The organism is Christiangramia crocea (assembly GCF_022410465.1).
GTDB lineage: Bacteria > Bacteroidota > Bacteroidia > Flavobacteriales > Flavobacteriaceae > Christiangramia > Christiangramia crocea.
On record NZ_JAJSON010000019.1, the window covers coordinates 21,693 to 41,137 of the forward strand.

General features: G+C 38.2%; 18 protein-coding genes. 6 read left to right on the forward strand and 12 right to left on the reverse strand.

Translation table 11 applies throughout. The features are described from left to right. Nucleotides 1-28: 28 nt before the first annotated feature. The 3 genes from LU635_RS08470 to LU635_RS08480 form a co-directional block, all read right to left on the reverse strand. On the reverse strand, nucleotides 29-850 hold the full coding sequence (locus LU635_RS08470; protein WP_240098137.1) for a universal stress protein: 822 nt from the start codon (nucleotides 848-850) through the stop codon (nucleotides 29-31). Between the two features lie 292 nt (nucleotides 851-1,142). Then, on the reverse strand, nucleotides 1,143-1,508 hold the full coding sequence (locus tag LU635_RS08475; RefSeq protein WP_240098139.1) for an arsenate reductase family protein: 366 nt from the start codon (nucleotides 1,506-1,508) through the stop codon (nucleotides 1,143-1,145). Between the two features lie 11 nt (nucleotides 1,509-1,519). Then, entirely contained in the window at nucleotides 1,520-1,960 is a 441-nt protein-coding gene (locus tag LU635_RS08480) for a hypothetical protein (protein WP_240098141.1), read from the reverse strand. Between the two features lie 294 nt (nucleotides 1,961-2,254). Here LU635_RS08480 and LU635_RS08485 point away from each other — a divergent pair, with 294 nt between their 5' ends. Together LU635_RS08485 and LU635_RS08490 are read left to right on the forward strand one after the other, a co-directional pair. Further along, the gene (locus LU635_RS08485; RefSeq protein ID WP_240098143.1) at nucleotides 2,255-3,298 is read left to right on the forward strand and encodes a response regulator; all 1,044 of its coding nucleotides are present in this window, start codon (nucleotides 2,255-2,257) and stop codon (nucleotides 3,296-3,298) included. A gap of 286 nt (nucleotides 3,299-3,584) precedes the next feature. Further along, entirely contained in the window at nucleotides 3,585-4,088 is a 504-nt protein-coding gene (locus LU635_RS08490; RefSeq protein ID WP_240098145.1) for a nicotinate-nucleotide adenylyltransferase, read from the forward strand. Between the two features lie 480 nt (nucleotides 4,089-4,568). Here LU635_RS08490 and LU635_RS08495 read toward each other — a convergent pair whose 3' ends face one another. Genes LU635_RS08495 through acsA form a run of 8 tightly spaced genes read right to left on the reverse strand, consistent with a single transcriptional unit; the run spans nucleotide 4,569 to nucleotide 12,105 of the window. Then, nucleotides 4,569-5,204 (reverse strand): phosphoribosyltransferase, encoded by a 636-nt coding sequence (locus tag LU635_RS08495; RefSeq protein ID WP_240098147.1) that lies wholly within the window; start codon nucleotides 5,202-5,204, stop codon nucleotides 4,569-4,571. Nucleotides 5,205-5,211: 7 nt separating this feature from the next. Next, nucleotides 5,212-5,856, reverse strand: a complete 645-nt coding sequence (locus LU635_RS08500) for a dienelactone hydrolase family protein (RefSeq protein ID WP_240098149.1) — start codon at nucleotides 5,854-5,856, stop codon at nucleotides 5,212-5,214. Nucleotides 5,857-5,879: 23 nt separating this feature from the next. Next, nucleotides 5,880-6,908, reverse strand: a complete 1,029-nt coding sequence (locus tag LU635_RS08505) for a zinc-dependent alcohol dehydrogenase family protein (RefSeq protein ID WP_240098151.1) — start codon at nucleotides 6,906-6,908, stop codon at nucleotides 5,880-5,882. A gap of 41 nt (nucleotides 6,909-6,949) precedes the next feature. Continuing rightward, nucleotides 6,950-7,192 (reverse strand): acyl carrier protein, encoded by a 243-nt coding sequence (locus LU635_RS08510; protein WP_240098153.1) that lies wholly within the window; start codon nucleotides 7,190-7,192, stop codon nucleotides 6,950-6,952. Next, nucleotides 7,189-8,412: a dihydrolipoamide acetyltransferase family protein gene (locus LU635_RS08515; protein ID WP_240098155.1), complete on the reverse strand. Its 1,224-nt coding sequence runs from the start codon at nucleotides 8,410-8,412 to the stop codon at nucleotides 7,189-7,191. The genes LU635_RS08510 and LU635_RS08515 overlap by 4 nt, the downstream gene beginning before the upstream one ends. Continuing rightward, on the reverse strand, nucleotides 8,409-9,395 hold the full coding sequence (locus tag LU635_RS08520) for an alpha-ketoacid dehydrogenase subunit beta (RefSeq protein ID WP_240098157.1): 987 nt from the start codon (nucleotides 9,393-9,395) through the stop codon (nucleotides 8,409-8,411). The genes LU635_RS08515 and LU635_RS08520 overlap by 4 nt, the downstream gene beginning before the upstream one ends. Then, nucleotides 9,392-10,369, reverse strand: a complete 978-nt coding sequence (gene pdhA / locus LU635_RS08525; RefSeq protein WP_240098159.1) for a pyruvate dehydrogenase (acetyl-transferring) E1 component subunit alpha — start codon at nucleotides 10,367-10,369, stop codon at nucleotides 9,392-9,394. Before pdhA ends, LU635_RS08520 begins: the two co-directional genes overlap by 4 nt. 5 nt (nucleotides 10,370-10,374) lie before the next feature. Further along, nucleotides 10,375-12,105, reverse strand: a complete 1,731-nt coding sequence (acsA, locus tag LU635_RS08530) for an acetate--CoA ligase (protein ID WP_240098161.1) — start codon at nucleotides 12,103-12,105, stop codon at nucleotides 10,375-10,377. 341 nt (nucleotides 12,106-12,446) lie between these two features. On the opposite strand from acsA, the gene LU635_RS08535 reads away from it, so the two are divergent. Both LU635_RS08535 and LU635_RS08540 read left to right on the forward strand, forming a co-directional pair. Then, entirely contained in the window at nucleotides 12,447-15,173 is a 2,727-nt protein-coding gene (locus LU635_RS08535) for a cation-translocating P-type ATPase (protein WP_240098163.1), read from the forward strand. 228 nt (nucleotides 15,174-15,401) lie between these two features. Beyond that, a complete protein-coding gene (locus LU635_RS08540; RefSeq protein ID WP_240098164.1) occupies nucleotides 15,402-16,214 on the forward strand; it encodes a response regulator transcription factor in 813 nt (270 codons plus the stop codon). 130 nt (nucleotides 16,215-16,344) lie between these two features. Here the strand turns inward: LU635_RS08540 and LU635_RS08545 are convergent, their stop codons facing one another. Continuing rightward, a complete protein-coding gene (locus LU635_RS08545) occupies nucleotides 16,345-17,304 on the reverse strand; it encodes a fatty acid desaturase family protein (RefSeq protein ID WP_240098166.1) in 960 nt (319 codons plus the stop codon). Between the two features lie 463 nt (nucleotides 17,305-17,767). Between LU635_RS08545 and LU635_RS08550 the strand changes: the two genes are divergently transcribed. Beyond that, entirely contained in the window at nucleotides 17,768-18,592 is an 825-nt protein-coding gene (locus LU635_RS08550; RefSeq protein ID WP_240098169.1) for a DUF1206 domain-containing protein, read from the forward strand. 411 nt (nucleotides 18,593-19,003) lie between these two features. Next, nucleotides 19,004-19,441, forward strand: coding sequence for a nucleoside deaminase (locus LU635_RS08555; RefSeq protein ID WP_240098170.1), 438 nt, complete (start codon nucleotides 19,004-19,006; stop codon nucleotides 19,439-19,441). Nucleotides 19,442-19,445 lie beyond the last annotated feature (4 nt).

Below are 19,445 nucleotides of genomic sequence, written 5' to 3' on the forward strand. Positions count from 1 at the left end.
TAATTCTCTCAATATTATTCAGGTAAGTTTACTTATGAATAGGGAGGACCAGAAATGGATTCTCATTACGAAAACCAAATTTTTCCACTGGCGAGGAAAATAGCAGATTCCTGAAAAACGAATGCTTGTTATTAACCATCACTAAAAGATCTATGTCAAAATCTTTCTCAAATTCCATAATTGCTTTTACCAGGTTTTTGCCTTCTATAGTATGGAATTTATGCTGAACATCCTTTAGTGCCTGAGCAAGTAATTTTTTACTGTTGGTAGTTTCATGATCTAATTTATTCATCAGGACATGAAGAATATGAATTTGGGATTCGTGTGTTAAGCAAATATCTTTAACCACTTCAAGTATTTTGAGCGGATAGTTTAAATGAAAGTCTGAAGGAAATAGAATATGTTTTGGTCTTTTATAAGTATATTTTTCAGGTACTATAAGCAACGGACAGGAAATATTCTTAAGTGCATGAACCGTGTTGCTTCCCCATAAAATCTCCCGGGCCCCTGTTGCTCCTTTGGTACCCATTACCACCATATGAATTTCCTTATCGGTAACTATTTCGTTGATAGCAGATATAAGTAAATTAAAACTGGCTATTTTCTGAAAACTATGATTTTTTCCGGCGTATTTTTTTAATTGTTGTACCACTGTGTCAAGGCTTTCCTCAACGCCTTCAAGTACATAATCAAACTTTTCAATCATAAATATTTGAGGATCATACACCACCGGGGTATATGTATGCAGCACATAAAATTTGCATTTATCTTCCTTAAACAGCTCCATTGCATACCTCATGGCATTTAAAGAATTCTTAGAGAAATCGGTTGGTAAAAGAATGGTTTTCATAGTCCTATTTTTTAGGTAGCATACCTCATACCTTTCTGACACCTAAATTTAAAACCTATTATATTCTTTTTAAATGATAAATATCACATCACCTTAATATCTGGTAGTGAGTTGTTTATAAACATTTTATCACCCAGTAAGTACCTTATAAATGTGAGTTATGAATATAGATATATCCTTCATAGGTCATTAATGCTTAGGGAATAAACATTATATAGAACTATGAAAGTAGCTTTAATTAATACTTAATAAGCCAACAACTGGATTAACGCCTCAGAGGACGGAATTGACTTTATATTTTAATAATATCAGACGGGGTCTCCACCAAAATAGTCTTCTTTCCCTGTATGGCAATGGGCTGTTTCATAATTTCAGGATGATGCTGTATAAGCTTGATCCAGTCTTCTGATGATAAATCGGAAGGTTCGTAAATAGATCTGTAGGCATTATGATTTTGATTTACCAGATCTTTGATCTTTAAATTAAGTCTATCTGCAATTTCGGAAATCTGGGTTCCGGTTAAGGTTGTTTTTAAAATATTAATTTTCTGTAACCTCAGGCCTTCTGCTTTTGCATAGCCAATTGCTTTTTTTGCCCTTATTGATTCCGGATGATAGTAAATAGTAATAAGGCGTCTTGATGTTGCAATTTCACCCATTATTCTAAAAATTAAGTAATTATCTCCCCGAGTCTATCGTTTTCAACGATATGCTCAGTAATAGAAAAGAGCTCTCTTCTTTGTGTTCTGCAACTTTTGATAAACTCTGAAATTTTATCTTCGAGGCCCTGGTGTTCTTCTCTGAATCTCTGAGAATCATGAGTAAAAGGATCTTCCATAATATCTTTGATATGACCAAGATGTTTCAAAGTTTCCTTAATTAAATCATTTGACTGCCTGGTAAGTTTAATAACGCCATTGCGGATACTTTCAGCCTTTACCTGATGTTCCTTTTCATTTATCCAAATGAAATATTTGTCAATTAGATGACGAAAGAACTTTAGATCGTCTTTATAGAACTCTAAATTGGAAACCCAATGCCTTGTTAATACATAGAGCTCTTCCCAATTAGTTTCTAAAATATAATCGTCTTTTGGTCTCGATCTAAACATGGTACACTGTATTAATCTTATAAATGAAATTAGACTAAAAAAGAAAATTATAAAATGATAAAAATCATCATACAATTTCAAATCATCTCCAGACCTCAGGATTAGGAAAAGCTTTTTTAGCTCAGGAAGGCCTTAAAAAGAATATCTGAATGCAGCTTTTTCTAATTATTCCTAATAACTAACAAGTTAAATTCAACCTGATGATAATTATAAAAAACAAAATTAAAATTAGATTAAAAAGCTAGCATTTAGTAAATTAGACTGGGGATTAATGCCTTGGTAATTAAAAAAATCATGGTGAATATTTTACTTATTGAAGATGATAGGAGTCTTAGGGAAAACACTAAAGAAATATTAGAACTTGCGGGTTATAATGTGGAAACCGCTGAAAATGGACGGAAGGGAGTCCAGCTGGCACTTTCAAAGGATATAGATCTAATTCTATGTGATATAATTATGCCGGTTCTCGATGGGTATTCCGTGCTTAAAGAACTTTCTACAGTTCCCAGGACACAGAAAATCCTTTTTATTTTTCTTACTGCCAAATCCGGTTTAAAAGAGATAAGGGCTGGAATGAACCTGGGAGCAGATGATTATCTGGTTAAACCCTTTGAAGAACAGGAACTATTAGATACGATCCATAGCCGGCTCCTGAAATTTCAAATTTCACATAAGTATAATTCTAACAATTCTAAAAATGGAAGTTCAAAGATTGCCGATATTCAACATTTTAAAGAATATTTTATAGAAAACGGGGAGAAAAAAAACCTAATGAAAAATGAAGTTTTATTCAGGGAAAATAATTTATCCAGATATGTATATTTCTTAAAAAAGGGGTTGATCAAAACTTTCAAAATGGACGAATATGGAAAGGAATTGATTACAGGAATCTATCATAAAGAGAGCTTTCTAGGATTGTATTCTTTTAATGGTCTTGTTTCGTATCCTGAAAGCTCTCTCGCCATGGGTCCTTCCCTGCTCTACAGGCTGCCTTCAAATTTCCTTCGGGAAGCTTTTAAATACAATACCCAGTTAACCTTGGAATTGGCACAGAATATTGCCGAAGAAATCATTGAACTTAAAAATCATCTGTTACAAACCGCATACTCCTCAGCTTTACGAAAAACAATAAACACTATACTTGATTTCTCACAAAAAATGAAATTTGAAGAAAATGAAATGGGGGAAATATCCCGCAGCGACTTAGCCAATATCGCAGGTATTTCAAAGGAAAGCTTTATACGCTGCCTTTCTACTTTAAAGAATGAAGGCTTTATAAATATAGAAGGCCGAAATTTTCAGATTTTAAATATGAGTGGACTGCGGAAAATTAAATGATTACCGGATAAAGGATTATATATTCAGAATTTTCCCTGAATTTTTTTTTTCGCCAGGCTCAAACCCTTTAAATCACAATCTTCATTCTCCTTCATTAAGATCCCGGGTCTTATAATTCGTAGAATTCCCTTTTTAACTTCTGATGATACTTATCAATTATTGCTAATATGACTGGACATTAATTCATATTCAAGATGATATAAATCATTGCTAATCAAGTGATATTGAGATATCTTAATAAGAGAAACTGAAAAAAACTCAATAATCACTTTAATAATTAGAAATCATGAAAAAAATTCTTTTAGGCTTATTAATAATGGGACTCGCCAACCCAATTTTTTCACAGAAACCGGAACAGTTATCTGAAGTTACTGTTTATGCTACTAATTATAAATATTTGACAAATGTAAGCAGTGAAGAAGTTGCCTCTATTCCTGTAAAGGAACTGGAAGAAATGGTGGCTAATTACGATCTAAAAAGTTCCGACTTTTATCAGGACGAGTATGATGAATACGTCATAAGTTTTTACATTCCTGAAGGGAAAATCCTTGCCGCATATGATAAAGACGGAAAATTACTTCGCACTGCCGAGAAATTTGAAAATGTTAATTTACCTCGTGTTGTAAAAGAGTCTATTGCACTTCGATTTCCAGGTTGGACTGTTACCAAAGACATGTACCTGGTAACTTATTTTGATAAATCAGGAGCCGAGAAAAAGTATAAACTAAAACTTGCAAACGGAAATAAAACAATTCGTGTGAAAATGAATGAAAAAGGTGAATACCTTTAAACTTCCAAAATAATATTCTGGAATTAATCCCGTCCATGAAAAGGACGGGATTATTTTTTTAAAAAAATAAAGACTTCGATTTAAACTAAAATTTTTATTATGAATAGAAAGCGTCAATTTAAAGCTGATAAAGATCACCTTTAAAGGTGATCTTTATCATTGTTAAGGTACATACCATAAAGTACCTTTATAATATCAAATAAGAGATAAACGGCGGCTTGTAAAAGCCAACCTAATTTCGATTCAGATTGTGAAATTCATATACAGGTGTATATGTCGGGATTAAAAAGAAGATTTTAAGTTAAAGTCTCAGATAACTTTGGTTAGAGATAAAGCCTTAATAACTGTAATTTGATGTTTAAAATTTTTTTGAAGAGAAAAATTTTTGACAAAGCGGGTTTTAAAACCCGCTTACTGTTTTTAGAGCCCTGATGGTTCTGAAAGATCTCACCACATTCAAAAGCTTATAAATACACGCAACTAGAATTCAGAATTGTTAATCATTTCAAATAATTCAATCGCCTCTTTATCTGATATCTGGTCAAAATTTTCATAAAATTGACCTACTCCCTGAAAATTAACTGGTTTCTCCAGACAGATGACTTCATCAATATATGAGGATGATGAAAGCTTTAGAATAGTTGAGCTGGGTGCCACCGGAACTGCAACAATTATTTTTGAAGGTGATTCTTCATGCACCAGTTGAGCTGTAGCTAAAATGGTATTCCCGGTAGCAATCCCATCATCCACAATGATAGCCGCCTTATCTTTTAACTTACGAGGTTTACGGTTTTTATAGAATTCATTATGTCTTTTATTAAGGATGGACCTTAATCTCTGTGTTTCATTCTTGATATAGTCCTCGGATATTCCGGCAGCCTGCCTGTCTAAAATAATATTGCTTAAACTCACAGCCCCGATCGCGTATTCCTTATTAAACGGATGACCTATTTTTTTTATTAGTACTACTTCTAAAGGTAACCTTAAGTTTTTTGCCAATATAGCTCCTATGGGCAATCCTCCTCTGGGGACCGCCAGTATTATCGCATTCTTGCCCATATAGGATTGTAATTCTTCAGAGAGTAATCTAGCTGCTTCAGATCTGTTTGAAAACATGACTTACTTAATTTAGATATTTATCAAACCATTTGGAGGAAAATAATGCTACTTCCTCAAGTTTTCCTGGTTCAGCAAAAAGATGACCTGCTTCGGGAATAATTTGTAACTTTTTGATGCATTCCATTTTTTGTAGCGCCTTTTGATTTAATTTGATCACATCTTCGTCATCTCCTCCAACTAATAACAGTGTGGGGGCAGTTATTTTTTTCAAATAGGAATTTCCCGTAAGGTCCGGTCTTCCTCCACGAGAGACCACAGCTTTCACCTCTTCCCCCATAAAGGCTGCAACTCTTAATGCTGAGGCGGCTCCAGTACTGGCTCCAAAAAATGCCAGAGGCAGATCGTTGGAAGAAGGCAAACCTTTCAACCATTCAGATGTTAGGAGGAGTCGGGCTGTTAAAAGCTCAATATCGAACCTGTTTTTTAGATGCATATCTTCCTCTTCGGTCAAAAGATCGAAAAGCAGTGTTCCGAAATTTTGAGAATTCAGATTACGGGCTATATAATTATTTCTCGGACTTAAATGACTGCTTCCGCTGCCATGGGAAAAAATAACAAGCCCTCTGGAAGAAGCAGGAATTGTCAATACTCCTCGTAGGCTAACCCGCCCCAGGTCTATACGGACTAAATTTGTTTGTTTGGTTTCCATCTCTTCTGTATTTAAAAAAAGGATTAATGTATCTTCAGTACTTTAGCACCTTTTATGCTTTTGTTTTTTAAATCCATTAATGCTTTATTAGCATCTTTCAGGCGGTATTCCTGATAAACGGGTTTAATTACTGAGGCAGCTGCAAATTTTAAAAAGTCCTTTACATCTTTCCCTGTGACATTTGCCACGGTCTTGATCTCTTTTTCCATCCAAAGATGTTTTTCATAGGATAACTTAAGTAGCAGGTTTTGATCCTGGTTTTCTTTTCGAATGGCATTGATCACCAAACGCCCCCCCTTTTCTAAATTTTCCAGGCTATTTACAACTGGCTTCCACACAGGTGTTGTATCTATTATAGAATGAAGTTTTTCAGGTGATTTATCTGAAATATCGCCGCTCCATGAAGCCCCTAGTTGGTCTGCAAAGCTCCTCTCTTCGCTATTTCTGGAAAAAACAAAAACCTTAGTAGAAGGGAATAGATCTCTGACCATTTTTAATACCAGGTGGGCAGATGCTCCAAATCCCATTAAGCCCAGATTTTGACCATTTTTCAGGTTTGAAAGAGCGATAGACCTGTTTCCTATTGCTCCTGCACATAATAACGGAGCTGCTTCAACGTCTGAAAAAAAATCCGGAATGGGATAAATGAATTTTTCAGAAGCTGTCATGTATTCAGCATAACCTCCATTTTTATCCCTTCCCGTAGCTTTAAAAGCTGAGCATAGATTTTCTCTGCCCGATTTACAGAATTCACATTTACCACAGCTGGAATAGATCCATGCTACTCCCACGCGCTGCCCAATCATGGATTTTTTCACCTCTAATCCCTGGCTGATAATTATACCTACCACCTGGTGTCCCAAAATAACAGGAAAAAAAGCCGGCGGGGTTCTGCCTTCAATTTCGTCAAGCTCGGTATGGCAAACGCCACATGCTGAAACTTTTATCAATACCTCATTAGGTCCCGGAGTGGGAACAGGCAATTCTTCCAAAAGCAAAGGAGTTTGATTGGTTTCAAGTGAAGTACATTGTTTTAAAACCATTGCATTCATCAGGTTCTATGCTTTTAGATCAATTTCAGACCCCGGTTTATTTACATCTTCTTTTGTATATAATTGGTTAACAGGCCTATCGTAGTAATTTTTCCATAGTCCTCTTCGGGGATCTCTATTTCGAATTTTTCATTTACTGAAACAATAAACCTCAGGGTGTCAAAAGAATCAATATCCAGGCTTTCCTTAATATTTTCATCAGGTGCTAAAGCCGAAGGTTCTGTTTCGGGAGCAATCTGTTGGAGCAGCGCATAAAGCTCCTGTTTGATCTCATTCTCCTTCATAAGTCCTCAGGGTTTTGTAAGTTTTTATTTAGAATGGTCAAAAAGCGGTTTCCCGTGAGACCATCGGTAGCTCTGTGATCCCCTGAAAGGCTTGCATTGATGACCGGCCTAATTCCTAACATGCCATTTTCTGCCCAGGCTTCTTCAATAATTCCTCCAAAACCGATCACCGCCACTTGGGGAGGGTATATAACCCCTAACAAGGTATCGGCTCCTCCTTCTCCCAGGCTGGTGAGAGTAATGGTCGAACTGTTCAGTTCAGAGCTTCTGAGCTTCATAGCTCGTGCTCTGGGGATAAGATCATTAAGTGAGTCCATTATCTGCGAGACACTTTTCAGATCGGCATTATTGATAGATGGCACCATGATACCTCCACTTCTGAGCGAAACAACAAATCCTACATTGATCTCATTTTTGATCTGCAAAGCGTTTTCCCAGACAGCATTTAATTGCGGAACTTCATCAAGGGATTTTGCCACCGCCTTTATAAGCAGGGCGGCAGGAAGAAGTCTTTCCTGTACCGAACGTTCCTTATTACTTTCTTTGATCCAGTAAAGGCTTTTGCTCATATCAATCTTTTTCGAAAGATAATAATGCGGAATTTCACGATTGGATTTGCTCATTGCCGCTGCTACTGCCATTCTAATGCTTTTCCCAGAATCAGCTATTTTTTCAGGTTCTTTTTCCGGAAGTGTTTCCGAAATTTTTTCTTCTGTTTCTGGCGCTGTTCTTTGTTCTATAGCTTTATTGACATCATCTTTTATGATAGCTCCATTTTCTCCGGTTCCCGTTATTTTTGAAAGATCAATCTTGTTCTCTTCTGCGATCCTCCTTGCCAAAGGGGAAGCTTTAATCCTTTTTCCTGGAAATTTCTGTGGAAGAGGTTTTTCATCAAAATGTTCTTCCGTAGGTTGCAGAACCACCTTTTCTTTTTCTGAAACAGGGAATTCTAAACCTTGTTCTTTCTCCTGCCCTGTTTCAGAGTCTCCTGTCCTGATAAGCGCCATAGCTGTGCCTACCGGAACTTTCTCTCCCGGATCAACCAGTAACTTATCAACATATCCATCTTCAAATACTTCGATCTCAATGAGACCCTTCTGGGTATCTACTTCTGCTATGATATCACCACGAGTCACAGGGTCCCCCGGCTTTTTACGCCACTCCACAAGGGTTCCATCTTCCATATCGGCGCCCAGGCTGGGCATGAGAAATTCTTTCATGGCCGTATCATTTTTTTCACAACTTCAACTATATCTTTTTTTTGAGGAACTGAAGCATCTTCCAGATGTAAGGGATACGGGATGGGTACTTCAGCACCACATACCCTTTTCACAGGCACATCAAGTTCATAAAAAGCTTTTTCAGTAATACGTGCACTTACTTCAGAGGAAACACTCACTGAACGCCATGCATCTTCCACGATCAAAGCGCGGTGGGTTCTGCTTACCGAAGCAAGAAATGCAGCCTCATCCAGTGGTCGTAGGACCCGCAGGTCCAGCACTTCAGCTTCAATTCCTTCCACTTTCAGTTCTTCAGCCGCTTCCATACATTTGTTTACAGCTGCGCCATATGTAATAATCGAAATATCAGTACCTTCTCTTCGGATCTTTGCACTTTCAATATCTACTTTAATTGTTTCTTCAGGAAGCTCTCCTTCCATGTTGAGCATAGAGGTATATTCAAATATCACGACCGGATCAGGGCTTTGAAGAGCAGCCTGCAACACTCCCCGGGCATCTTCGTGAGTTCCTATCGATATTACTCTCAATCCAGGGACGTGAGCATAATAGGGTTCCCAGCTGTGAGAATGTTGGGCGGCAAGCTGCTTTCCAATTCCGCAGCTCATGCGTATTACTACAGGTACATTTATTTGACCCCCGCTCATGTGAAGCATGGTAGCCGCATTGTTCACCACCTGATCCATGGCAAGGAGTCCGAAATTCACGGTCATTACCTCTACTATAGGTTTCAGGCCTGCCATCGCAGCTCCAATTCCGGCTCCAACGAAGCCCGATTCAGAAAGGGGAACATCCATAATGCGTTCCTCACTAAATTCTTCAAGCAAGCCTTTACTCACGGCAAAAGCTCCTCCATACCTGCCCACATCCTCACCCATAAGGAAAACCTTGTCATTTTCGGTAAGAGCCTCTCTGATGGCTTCTTTAAGAGCCTCTCTGTACGTTATTTTACGGGTTTGACTCATTGGTATTGATTTTCGGAATAAACATATTTTGTGAGGTTTTCTACCGGTTCAAAAGTTCCTGTTTCAGCAAATTCAATTGCCTTCTTCACATCCTCTTCCACGCGCTCTTCAAGAGCATCCACCTTTTTCTGGGTAATAAGCTTTTGTTTCAATAAAGAATCCCTGAAACGAGGGATGGGATCCTTCTTTTTCCATTCATCAACTTCCTTTTTATCCCTGTAAAGTTCAGCATCAAACATAGAATGTGCTCTGAACCTATACGTATTACATACCAGCAGATAAGGTTTTCCGGTAGTTCTTATTTTTTTTACTGCCTTTTCAGAAGCTTCCATTACAGCTTCCAGATCCATTCCGTCAACTGTAGAAGAAGCCATTTTATAGGAAGGTCCTTTTTTCGCCAGTTCCTGCATTGCATGTGTGTAACGGAGTGCTGTTCCCATGGCGTAGAGATTATTTTCGCAAACGAACAATACCGGAACCTGCCAGAGAGAAGCCAGGTTCATGGCTTCATGAAATTCGCCTTCAGCAGCTGCTCCTTCTCCAAAAAAACAGCAGGTAATTTTCTTTTGTTTAAGTTTTTTAGCAGCCAGGGCCATTCCTACGGCCATTGGCAAATGAGCTCCAACTATGGCATTGCCGCCAAAGAAATTTTTACTTTTATCAAAAAGATGCATGGACCCGCCTCTTCCCTTACTGCAGCCTTCCTGTTTGCCGTACATCTCAGCCATTATAACCCCGGGATCCATGCCGCGAACCAGCGCATGACCATGCTCGCGATAGGTAGCAAGAATATTATCCTCATCTTTCAGGGCCTGAATAACTCCGGTTGCAACGGCTTCTTCTCCAATATATAAATGCAAAAATCCCCTGATCTTTGTTTTGGTATATTCTTCAGCTGCTTTTTCTTCAAATCTCCTTATTAAAAGTATTTGATATAAAAGCTGTTGCCCCCTTTCCGTATTTTTACTTTGCATCTTCATCAGTTTTTTTCCAGAGTTGAAATATCGCCTTCAGGCAAACCGAGCTCACGTGCTTTAAGAAGTCTTCTCAGTATCTTTCCACTACGTGTTTTTGGAACGCTATTAACAAATTCTATTTCCTTAGGAGCTACCGCGGGACCCATCTCTTTCCTTGCAAAGCCGATTATTTCCAGTTTTAGTTTCTCACTGGCTTCCTTGCCTTTACTAAGAACTATAAATGCTTTTACCAGCTCACCAATTGAAGGTTCGGGTTTTCCTATTACAGCAGCCTCGGCTACTGCGGGATGCTTCATCAAACAACTTTCAACTTCAAAAGGGCCTACCATATGCCCGGAGGTTTTAATGATATCGTCTGCTCTGCCTATAAACCAGAAGTAGCCGTCCTCATCCTTTTTTGCTAGGTCACCAGTGATATACCAATCGTCAATAAAGCATTTGCTATAGCGGGTTTCATCATGTAGATAGGCCCGAAACATTGAAGGCCATCCTTTTTTTAATACCAACTGCCCCTGAACGCCAGAGCCCAGTATTTTTATTTTTCCATTAATAATTTCAGCTATTTTGGCCTCTACTCCTGGTAAAGGCTTTCCCATCGAACCCGGTTTTATTTCCATAGAAGGGTAATTAGAAATCATTATTCCTCCGGTCTCGGTTTGCCACCAGCTATCGAGAATGGGAAGGTCAAAATTCTCTTTTCCCCATAGAACGGCTTCAGCATGAAGGGGCTCACCAACACTGAGTATAGCCCTGAGATTTTCAATATTATAAGCATCCTTAGGCTTAATATCTAAACGCATCAGTCTTCTAATGGCCGTAGGAGCCGTATACCAGATATTAATATTTTGTTCTTCAAGGATGCCATACCATCGCATGGCTTCAAACTCTTCGGTGTCAACCACATTCGTAACTCCATTTACCAATGGAGAAATTATTCCATATGAAGTACCAGTTACCCAACCTGGATCTGCCGTGCACCAGAAAGTATCTCCGGGTTTAAAATCAAGGACAAATTTTCCGGTGATATAATGAGTGAGCACTGCCTTATGTACATGTAAGGCTCCTTTAGGCATTCCTGTGGTACCGCTTGTGAAATGCAGAAGGGCCGGATCCTCAGGCTCAGTGGCAGGGATATCAAACTCTTCGGAAGCATTTTCTAAAAGTCTGGAAAAAGAAAGTGCTTTTTCTGAAATATCCTCCTTAGCATCTGCCAGAAGAATATATTCAAGGTCTGGAAGTCTTTTTTCAAGCTGCTTGATTTTTTTTTCATATAGGCTTGAAGTAGTAAGCAATACTTTAGCATTTCCACGGCTTAAGCGCTGAAAAACTGGCTCCGGACCGAAAACCGAGAACAAGGGACAAAATACCCCCAGAAATTTCAATGTACCCAGAGCTGTAATGTATAATTCAGGAATTCTTGGTGCAAATGAAAAAACGCTTTCTCCTTTTTCTAACCCCAAATATTCCAGAACATTGGCAAATTTTGAAGTAAGTTTTTTGAGTTCTGCATAGGTGATATCTTCCTTACTTTTATCCTTTCCTATAAAGCGTAACGCAGTTTTATATTTTAGTTCACCTTCTGCCTGCCTGTCCACTGCAATAAAACCAATATTATACCCCTTAAAATCAAATACAGGCTGTAGCTCATCTTTAAGCTTTTCCCAGGAAAAAGTCTTTACCTCCCGGTTATAATCTTCTAAATTGAAACCAGCTTTCTTTTTAATCGAATCCATAACTGATTTTTTATCACCGGAAATTTGAAATGAATTTAGAATCAGTTTCTTTCCAGGGTTTTAAATATTAATCGTTTACATATCAGAAAGTTAAATAATATACAGTTTGGATTCGATGATATTTATCATCTCCTTTAGTAAGAGTAAAGTTCTAAACAAAATATTTAAATCATTAAATTAGTAAGGAAAATGCTCAAAAAAGCGATCCCAATTTAAACCCAAAAATAGATCGCACTTCAGTCTGAAAAAAAGAAAACAATCCCAGTTAAAAGGGAAACCCTAAACCTCTGTAGATAAACCGGTAAGAGAAAGCTATTGGTCATTTAAAACTGTACTAGAAAATGAACCACGATTACTCTGCTAATTCTAATATAAACCAGGAAAATATCTGTTGGTACAGACTAACGGAAGAAGAGGCAATGGAAAGGCTGAATACTTCCATAGCCGGACTTACCTCTTCAGATATTCCTGATAGAGTTTCCAGATATGGCAAAAATGTGCTGCCATCCAGAAAAAGATTGACATTGTTCAGGGTTGTAATAAATCAGTTTCTAAACCCATTAATATATATTTTACTTGGAGCAGGTGGTGTGTCTATTATCCTTGAGGAATATTCGGATGCCGGTTTTATCTTTCTGGTGCTACTCATCAATGCCGTAATAGGGACCTTTCAGGAATGGCAGGCAGAGACAAAGGCCTCCGCTCTTGAACAAATGATCCAGCTAAAAGCGAAAGTCAAAAGAGACCAAAAGAATCTTATACTTCCCGGAGAAGAACTTGTGCCCGGCGATATTGTTATGCTGGAATCAGGTAATAAAGTACCTGCAGATATTCGCATTATAAGAGAAAATAATCTAACTGCAACTGAAGCCATCCTCACAGGTGAATCAGTGCCTGTTTCCAAAGATAGTATGGCTATGGAAAGGGAAGATATTCCTGTTTCTGACCATATTAATATGCTTTTTGCCGGCACTACAATTACCGCAGGCAGGGCTACAGGGGTTGTTGTTGCAACGGGTTTGGAAACTGAGATCGGTAAAATCGCTTCATCTTTAAAGGAGCTCGAAGCCGGTAAAGCACCCCTGGTGCAAAGGATGGAAAGCTTTACTAAAAAGATCAGTCTCACCGTGCTTGGCGCCTGCATGCTATTGGGAGGAATAGGATACTGGAGCGGTGTGCCTGTTAAGGAGATATTCTTCTTTGTAGTTGCTGTGGCAGTGTCGGCTATTCCGGAAGGTCTGCCAATAGCAATGACCGTTGCACTCTCTATAGGAGCTTCACGAATGGCCAGAAGAAATGTAATTATTCGGAAACTAACCGCTGTGGAAGGTTTGGGGAGCTGTACATTCATTGCTACCGATAAGACAGGTACACTTACCGTAGATCAGCAAACCGCCAGAATGATAGTACTTCCAGGACCCACCTCTTTTACTGTGACAGGGGAAGGATATAATGGTGAAGGGACTATCTGCGGGATGGATGGTGAAAAAATGTCGTTTAATTCATCCATTGAATTTGAGCAAATCATCCGTTCAGTAACTATCTGCAATGAAGGTGATCTAACCCGGGATAATGGAAGCTGGAGTAGCGCAGGCGATCCAATTGATGTGGCACTGTTAGCTTTATCCTATAAAGCAAATATTACCCCGAAAGAGATACTTAAGGATATAGAAAAGCTAAGCGAAGTGCCATTTGAATCGGAAAGACGGTATGCAGCAGTCTATTATCGGGAAAAAGAACAAAGCACACTTAAAATAGCTGTAAAAGGAGCCATAGAAAAGCTCCAGGAACACATTGATAAAGAGAAAAACCGTGATCTGTTAGACCAGGTGGATTACTATGCTGAAAACGGCTACAGGATCATAGCTGTAGGTGGAGGAACTGTGTCTGAAGTGGAACCGATTGATCAGTTACCAGATATGGAGCTGTTGGGGTTTGTTGCTTTGATAGACCCTTTAAGACCAGAAGCCAGAAATGCAGTCAAGCAATGTCATCTTGCAGGTGTGGAGGTAGCAATGATTACAGGAGACCATCCAGCCACTTCGCTGGCAATTGCCAGGGAGGTGGGTATTGCGCACAATAATAAAGAATCGATTACCGGTATGGAGCTAGACAGAATAATCTCCCAGGAAGGGGAAAGCCTGTTAAAAATCATCCAAAGCAAACGAATTTTTTCAAGGGTATCCCCGCAACATAAACAAAGTATCGTTCAGGCACTACGTGAATCCGGACATTTTATTGCTGTAACCGGCGACGGAGTAAATGACGCACCTGCCCTGAAAACCGCAAATATTGGTATAGCGATGGAATACGGCACAGACGTCGCTAAAGACACTTCTTCCATTATCATAGGCGACAACAATTTCGCTTCTATAGTGGCAGGTATCGAAGAAGGACGTTTTACATACGGCAATTTGCGAAAGATCATTTATTTACTCATCTCTACCGGGGCTGCAGAATTAATTGCCATAGGTCTTTCTCTGGCTTTTCAATTGCCCTTACCATTTTTACCTGTGCAGTTACTTTGGCTCAACCTGGTGACCAATGGCATTCAGGATGTAGCTCTTGCCTTTGAAGCAGGAGAAAAGAAAGCAATGCGTGAGCCACCGAGAGAGCCAGATGAAAGCATATTCAACAGGCTGATGGTGAGCCAGACGTTAATATCGGCTACGGTTATAAGCCTTTTGACCTTTGGACTTTGGTACCATCTGCTAAATCATCTGCATTGGGAGGAATTTGTTGCCAGGAATACGGTTCTGCTGCTAATGGTACTGCTACAAAATTTTCATGCTTTAAACTGCAGGTCGGAGACCCGGTCTCTATTTAAAATTCCACTACACAATAATTATATTTTGATATTGGGAATAATTGCTGCCCAGGGTATTCACATCCTTGCAATGTATATTCCATTTATGCAGGAAATTCTATCACTCCAGCCAGTCCCTCGGATAGACTGGGTTAAATTGTTCTTTACGGCTTCAATAATTGTGTTAGTAATGGAAATATTCAAAATGGTTTATAAAAAAAATATAAGATTGCCAGATAAAGCCAATACGCAGAAGATTTAGCAGAATTAAATAGGATTGAATAGCATGAGGATAATAGGCTTTACGATTTTAGTTCAAATACCCCACAATTTTTATTAGATGATTTGAATTCAGATGATATTTAAAAATTATGATAAAGTCTTTTTATTAAAAATGCTCTAAGCCCAGTAAAATAGGGAATTATTTTATGAAAAAATCTCATTTTTGAGGTGGAATCCTATATATTTATTCCCTCAATTACCAGATTTTATGCAAACGGAGCTCAAAAAAATATCAGATTACTGGAAGGAGATATATTCCAGCCAGGTAAAGGAGTACAGGCCTTTTGAAATCTCCGAAGATTTTAAAAGATTCGCTTCTCTACTCGCCCCGGGAAACTCCTATTTATATATTGTAAATCTCCATAATTTTGAACTGGAATATGTTTCTGATTCAGTGGAGCGTTTTGTGAGTAAGGATGCAAGTGATATTGAACTCAACGATCTCTTACAAACTGTTATTCCGGAGGAAATTGAAATTATCAACCTTAAGAGTAAGGTTATAAGCGATTTCTACATCTCTTTTTTGGACAAAGAAAAAGTCCTCATCTATAAAAATATGTTTACTTATCGCATGAAGGATGCAGGTGGACACACAAGGACAATGTTGTATCAGGCGTTTCCATTAAGCGTTTTAGAAAATGGGACACCAGAACATGTATTTTGTATTCAAACAGATGTTTCGCATCTTAAAGTGACCAGTACAAATACTGTTTCCTTTCTTAATATTAACGGTGGAAAATGTTATTTTAACATTGATATATCCAAAGGAAAATTTGATCCCGCAAGCTGCGATGAGGGGAGTAATGATTTTTCAGAGCTTCTAACAGAAAGGGAAAAACAGATTGTAATTAGATTATCCAGAGGCTTAAATGCGGAACAGATCGCGGACGATCTGAAACTCTCTCATCATACAATTAAAACCCATAGAAGGAATATCCTGCAAAAAAGCGGTTGCACAAATACGACTGAATTAGTCGTAAAGTGCCTTACTAATGGAATAATTTCTCCCAGTCTGAATTAAAATCAGAAATGGATAAAACTATTAAGCAGGAATTTCAGAGACTTTTTCCGGATTTTGCCAAAAAAGGAAAAACCAATCTCGGCTTTGAACTATGGGCTTTAACCGTTAGAGCCCCTTTTTAACTTTCATTTTAAATACCTGCCACATTCTTTTTTCCAAGGAATCGAAGCATTTTAATATGGTCTATAATAGCTCCCACAAAGGTCTTCTTGCTATGGTATGGAATTCCAAATTCCCTTGCCGTTTCCTCTACTATAACCGAAATATCCCTGTAATGAACATGGCAGATATTAGGAAATAAATGATGCTCTACCTGGTAGTTCAATCCACCAATGAGCCATGAAAAGACCTTGCTACGTGGAGAAAAATTGCTCGTAGTAGCTAATTGATGTGTATGCCAGTCACCTGAGATCGTATTTTTATTATCGGGCATAGGAAATTCTGCATCAGGAATAATATGTGCAACCTGAAAAACCGTACTTATTAAAAACCCGGTTACCAGATGCATACTTATAAAGGCCAGAATAACGATCCATGCGGCCTGTGGCACCATGATAAGAGGTAATATAAGCGCATAGGAAAAGTAAACGAGTTTCCAGCCTATTATCATACTCAGTTCCTTTTTAAATTCATTTCTTTTATTCAGAAAACCCATATTCTTAAAACGGGTGATCTTAACAAAATCCTTGGCGGTGATCCAGGAAATTGTAGAAAGGCAATAAAAAAACCACACATATAAGTGCTGGAACCTATGCAGCTTCATTCTTTTGGTGTTGGGAGAAAACCTGAGAAAAAATGGCTGATTAATATCATCATCAGCCCCTTCTATGTTGGGATAGGTATGGTGCAGCATATTATGCTGGATCTTCCATACTGTCGCATTTGCTCCAATAAGGTTAAAAGTCAAACCCAGGATCTTATTAAGCTTCTTGTGCTTTGAATAAGAACCATGTATGGCATCATGCATTATCCCCATTCCTATCCCGGACATTCCCAGTCCACTTGTTATATACAACATGAATAGTATCCATGGACTGGTTACAATACCGGTATTTATAATGATTAACGGTACAAAAAACAGCGCAAGCATTGTTATGGTTTTCAATACCATGCTTGTATTTGCATGCCGGCTAATGTTGTGGATTTTAAAGTAATTATTGACTCTTTTTTTTAATGCTTTTGAGAAGTCGGTACTTCTAACTGAAAAATTAGGATGTTTAATAGTATAATTATTTGATTCAAAAGCTGATGCAGGCTTTTATGTAGAAAAATTTTAGTAATAAAAGCATCAATCCGAAAAAAAGGAAATTTTAAAGGTTTCAGAACTCTTGTAGAAAAGAAACGGTTCTAAATATCTCAGTATAGCGGAATAATAAAACGTGCCTAATATACGCCTTTTTAAGGCCAAACCCTATTATTAATGCAATTGTTTTAAGTGCTGCGGCGAAAATAGATACGCCAGGAAACCTTAAAGTTTTTTTAATTGTATGACTTCCTAAAATAATTCAGCTTATTTTAAAGAATTCAAAGTTAATCAACCAAACTATTACAAAATGAGCAATAAAAAGGAAAATTTCGCAAGATTTGGTATGGCTGCCAAAGGAGGGGTTTATTGTATAATAGGTGTGTTAACCGCACTTGCCGCTTTTGGACAGGGTGGTGAACAAACCGGAGGAAAGGGAGCTCTCAAATATCTCGCCGAGCAATCTTATGGCCAGATATTGCTTATCATAATGGGTATAGGTCTTCTGGGCTACGTATTCTGGAGATTCTACCAGTCATTTGCCAATCCAAACGGATTCGAGGATAATGCAAAAGGCTACGGAAAAAGAGTCGCATTCTTTATAAGCGGACTACTTTACGGCGGACTGGCTTTCTATTCATTTAAAATGGCTTTTGGTGGTGGATCTGGAGACAGCAAGTCCATGACGGGATCATTAATGTCTGGACCCAATGGAGATACTATTGCAATTATTATAGGAATCGGAATGGCGATCAAAGCAATCTATGATCTTTATCGTGCTTACTCGGGAAAATTCAGAGAAGAAGTTGAAGAGACCGGGATGGATCATAAGGAACAAAAATTACTGATTAATGCCGGTAAATTTGGTCATACTGCCAGGGGTATAGTTATTGCCCTGATGGCATTCTTAACTTTAAGATCAGGTTTGTCATCTGGAAATAATATTGGCACACAAACCGATGCATTCAGTTTTATTCAGAATGAGTTTGGATCTGTAGCCTTAGGGATCGTGGCAATTGGGCTGGTAGGCTATGGTGTATATATGTTCATTAAAGCAAAATATCCAGCCGTTTCTGTAGCAAGTCTTCGCAGTAAAGGTGGAAGCTCAGCGAAGAAAACCATAGATCTTAAGTAAGTGCATGGTTCTGGGACAGACCCTGCCCGTAACAGATGGTTGTTAATTCCCGGGGAAGCCTTGTAAAAACAGGCCGGGAATGCAATTAAAACCCATTTAGAACTATTCAAATAATGATATATACAATAACAGTATAGTGCTAATTGCAAATATTATAGCTCTAATAAGGTCTTCTCTTTTGGTTTGAGACTCCATTATTCCAGCAATTACAATTACTAATTATGAGACTATTAAAAGGGGCACATCCTGTGGGGGGAAATATCCTTCGAAAGAAAAATTGAAAAATTACAGTAATAAATATAAACTTTTATTTTGAAACTACGCTTTGCTATATATTATTTAGGGTCCCTCTTTTTAATTTTCTCTATGGAATAACCAGTCAGAATGTGATCAGTTTTATTGAATTTCAACATGGATCAGTATTTAAAAATAGCGATTGAAGAGGCCAAAAAGGGCCTTTCCGAAGGTGGAATTCCAATTGGAAGCGTTATAGTATATAAGGATGAAATCCTTGGAAAAGGCCATAACAGGAGGGTTCAAAATGAAAGCGTTATTCTTCATGGCGAAATGGACGCTTTTGAAAATGCGGGCAGACAACCGGCTTCGGTTTATAAAGAATGTGTACTCTACACCACCCTTTCCCCCTGTCCAATGTGTACCGGTACAATTCTCTTATATGGTATTCCAAAAGTTGTTATTGGCGAGAATTCAACATTTTTAGGATCGGAAAGCCATTTAAAGGAAAATGGAGTCGAAGTTGTAGTTCTGAATAACAGGGAATGTATAGAAATGATGCAAAACTTTATTAGTGCCAAACCCGAACTCTGGAATGAGGATATAGGAAATTGACTTA